This window comes from Stenotrophomonas sp. YJH_SMC_130 (genome assembly GCF_059369035.1).
In genome coordinates this window covers 1-3661 of the sequence record NZ_JCAFSH010000030.1, presented here as the reverse complement: position 1 = coordinate 3661, position 3661 = coordinate 1, and the positions used below count along the sequence as shown (strand labels likewise).

The following is a 3661-nucleotide window of genomic DNA, read 5'->3' as shown; positions in this document are numbered from 1 at the left end:
CGACGACTGCGTGTGGTCTTCCGCTTCGCTGCGCAGGGTGATGTTGTCCCGCGCGGCCAGCGCCACGTTGTCACCCTTCACCTGGCTGCCGATGATGCTCAGGTCACCGGCGGTGGCCACGATGCTGACGTCGCCCTGGCTGCGGATGGTGCTGCCCACCGCCGACTGGTCGTGGCTGGTCTGGCTGGCACTGGAGCTGGAGGCGCCGATGCCGATGCCGATGCCGATGCGCAGGCTTACGCCGTCAGTAGCGCCGGAAGCACCCTGCTGCATGGCGCTGCCGACGCCAGCGGCGGCATTGGCCGCCAGGGCGCCATCGACGAGGTGCTACGTCACGATCTCAAAGCTACACGCCGATGTTGAAGCCAACTTCGCGCTGTCGCTCTTGTTCTTCGATGACTGACTCATCTGTCGCTCGGACATTGCAACGATGCAACCTGCCACCTTGCGACGAAGATCTTGCGTCCACCGAGGTCAACAACGCTGGCGCCGACGCCTAGAACTGCGCAACGCATCGAAAAGGCGCGCCATAGCTATCCGGCACTATGTGCGTGGCTACGTTCACCATCACGACGAAAGAGACTCTGCGACAAGACGTCTGCCCTCGACACTTAGAGGATCCCACATAGAAATGAAGTAGGACATGGAATTTTCACTCAATCCCCCGTCTTTGGAGAACTCGAGCGCCAGCGCAACCGCAATTTCCACGTCCCGGCAAACCGTTCTGTCATCAAAGTAATCATCAACATACCGACTTGCGCCACGAAATTCGCTATCCCTGGACTCCCACCATTCAAGCAATCTATTCTTCCTATCCCCGTCAGCGGCGCAGAGAGTAAACCTACACTGCCGCCCAGCACTATCAATGTGGAATGCTCTGATCACAAAATCATCGGCGTCCAGAAGGGACAGCTCCAACATTTTTCCATTTTCAAACACTCGACGTACTGAGCTTTCAACTTTAGTTAATTCCGGCTTCTCGACCCACTGAGGCCCACGTGGGTCCTGCCTGTCGTTTAGCTTCATAACCAGTCTATTCACGCCCATACCCCAGACTTCATTCATGCAGAACCACCTCCCTGAATCCCTTGGAACCCTTGGTCCAGATTAGTTTGCTATTTCCCTCCACTCCAATCACCTCAAGTCGCTCTAGGCCCGACCTCTCCGCCGCTGCGAGCAAGTTATCACTGCCCCTACAGAAGCTACAAATTGGCTCCCCTCTGACGACGATCACCATTCTTTCGCCTGCCGTAAGCCCTTGCTCATAGGCTCGCTGGATGACCGCAATTTCCGCATGAGCGGACTTCATGCTGGAGTTTGGCGCACCATGCGGGAGGAGATCGGCCACCAGCGTCGGATGGTCTGCATCAGCGAGCTTGGTAGGTCGGGCGGTCTGATTGGTGTCTTTGAGCATTCGCCCGCCGACGGTTGCTTCTGCCGTAACCGTCACTGGCGCCTCGGCCCCCGGAAGCGTTGTACCGATCCATGGATCATGCCGCTCGGCCTGGATCAGTTGTCGCTTTAGTAGCTCAGCCTCTTCCTGCGGACTCAGACGATTCAGAGTTGCCAGAGAAGATTGTTCGCTTGCCCCGGCCTTCGCGCCTGCCTCTGCCACATCCGCACCGGCAGCCTGCATCGGCTTCAGCACCTGCTCGGATTGCAGCCCCCCCTTCTTTGCAGCATTCCCCGCGATCTCAGCACCCACCGCGCCGCTCGACAGTCGAAGCGTTTGTTCCGCAGTGGTAGCAGCCTTTGCCGCCACCAGGGCCGGCAGCACAGGTGCAAGCGAATGACCACCCACGTAGTCACCCATCACCGCATCGGCTGCTCCGCTGATGGCCTTGGTGCAACTGTACGGATTGAGGATGCACCAGCCACCGAACTCAACAGCCGCCGCCGCACCGATGCCAAGAGCGGCTGCGCCAGCCTGGACCACGGCAACGCCCTTCTGAGAGCGCGAGGCGTCGCCGTAGTAGCGCAGTGGCTCCTGGAACTCAAAGCGCCAGTCCTTGGTTGATCCGGCGGCGTAAGCAGTTCCCGAGATGGCAGTGTAGACGTCTTTGAAATAGCCGGTTTCGCGCCCAAGCTCTTCGCTGAACTTAGAGAAGTTGTCCCGATCGCTGCTGTCGAACGCGGTACCCCAGTCGTACTTGTTCTGGTTCTTGCGCAGGAAATCAATTGCGTCAGTGTTGTTTTCTACTCCACTCAGGTCGGACTGTATTTTCGAGTCAACGTACGCAGCCGCTTCCACAAGAAGGATGCGATAGGCCTCTTCCTTCGAGATCTTCTGCTCGCGGGCGAATTCCTCTGCATGGAAGCGGATCCACTTCACCTCGTCCGGGTGCAGCTGCCGATTGAACCGGTCCCCGGTCACCGCAATGTTGGCGCCCGTGCTTCCACCCAGAGCACCGCCCACCATCGCGCTGCCCACTTCCATCAGCGACTGGTAGTCCTCCCAGCTCAGGTTGCCCTTGTTGCTCTCGAGGAATTCCGAGATCGCGATCTTGGCCTTCTCCGCACCGGCAGCACTCACCGCGCCGTTCAACGCATCCGCACCACCCAATGCGGCCATCGCCGCACCGGCCATGCCGTGCAGCAGCGCGCGGCCATTGCCGCCGTCGGCCCAGAACGCCTTGCCTTCCTCGGTCTCCGCCTTCTGGCTCAGGTAGCCGCCCAGGTCGCCCACGCCCTTGAACAGCAGCTGCCCACCCAGCTGCATCACCTCGGCACGCTCCTGCATCTTGCGCAGGTCAACGGCCGACAGTGCGCTGTCGGTATCAAAGCCGGTCGCGGTCCGATCAAGACCGGCCAAAGCGCTCTCATTGCCATCGCGCACCACCACGGTGCCGGCGGCGATATCCGAGTGGGTGGTGCTGCTGTCGTTCTTCTTCGTACCGCCCAGCAGGCTCAGCCCCGCACCGGCCGCGCTCCCCAGCGGGTTGCTGATGCCACCACCGCTGCTCATCCCGGTGCCGATGCCACCGCCACTGGTCTTGGCGCGGGATTCGTTCTCGATGTCGACAACGGTCAGGCTGCCGGTATCCAGGCGGTTCTTCGAGGCATCGGCGGTGCTGCCGATCACGCCGCCTTCCAAGTGCGTGTTGCCACCCACGGTGATGTTGAAGCCGCCGCTGCCGGCAACGATGCCGCTCTGTTCCTGCACGCTGCGCAGGTGGCTCTCGACCTTCTGCTGGCCAATGTTGACGGTGCCGCCGCTGCCATACACGAAGGTGCCGCCAGCCTGGGTCTGCTTGCTGGCGTAGTCGTCGGTGTCCTGCTCGCTGATGATGGACAGGTTGCCGCCGATACTGGCCACCACCTTGTCGCCGCTCAGCTGGGCACCCTGCAGCGTGGTGTCCTTGCCGCTGATGACGGTCAGGTTGCGGTCGGCGTCCACCACGGTTTCGACGTGCGTGGTGCCGTTGCCGCTGCCCTTGCCCTTGGCGGTGCTGGCCGACACGTACCAACCGGTCTGCGCGCCGATGCTGAAACCGATCTCACCGCTGCCGCTCTTGTTCTTCGACGACTGCGTGTGGTCTTCCGCTTCGCTGCGCAGGGTGATGTTGTCCCGCGCGGCCAGCGCCACGTTGTCACCCTTCACCTGGCTGCCGATGATGCTCAGGTCACCGGCGGTGGCCACGATGCTGACGTCGCCCTGGCT

General features: G+C 61.3%; 3 protein-coding genes. All 3 read right to left on the bottom strand.

Annotation, left to right across the window (positions count from 1 at the left end; genetic code table 11):
• On the bottom strand, nt 1-273 hold a 273-nt coding region (locus AC5P5V_RS17710; protein ID WP_308141268.1), incomplete at its 3' end, for a hemagglutinin repeat-containing protein.
• A 294-nt stretch (nt 274-567) separates the two neighbouring features.
• Entirely contained in the window at nt 568-1065 is a 498-nt protein-coding gene (locus AC5P5V_RS17705) for a hypothetical protein (protein WP_134969469.1), read from the bottom strand.
• Nucleotides 1058-3661: hemagglutinin repeat-containing protein (locus AC5P5V_RS17700; protein ID WP_495215973.1), on the bottom strand; the 2604-nt coding region annotated here is incomplete at its 5' end. The genes AC5P5V_RS17700 and AC5P5V_RS17705, both read right to left, overlap by 8 nt.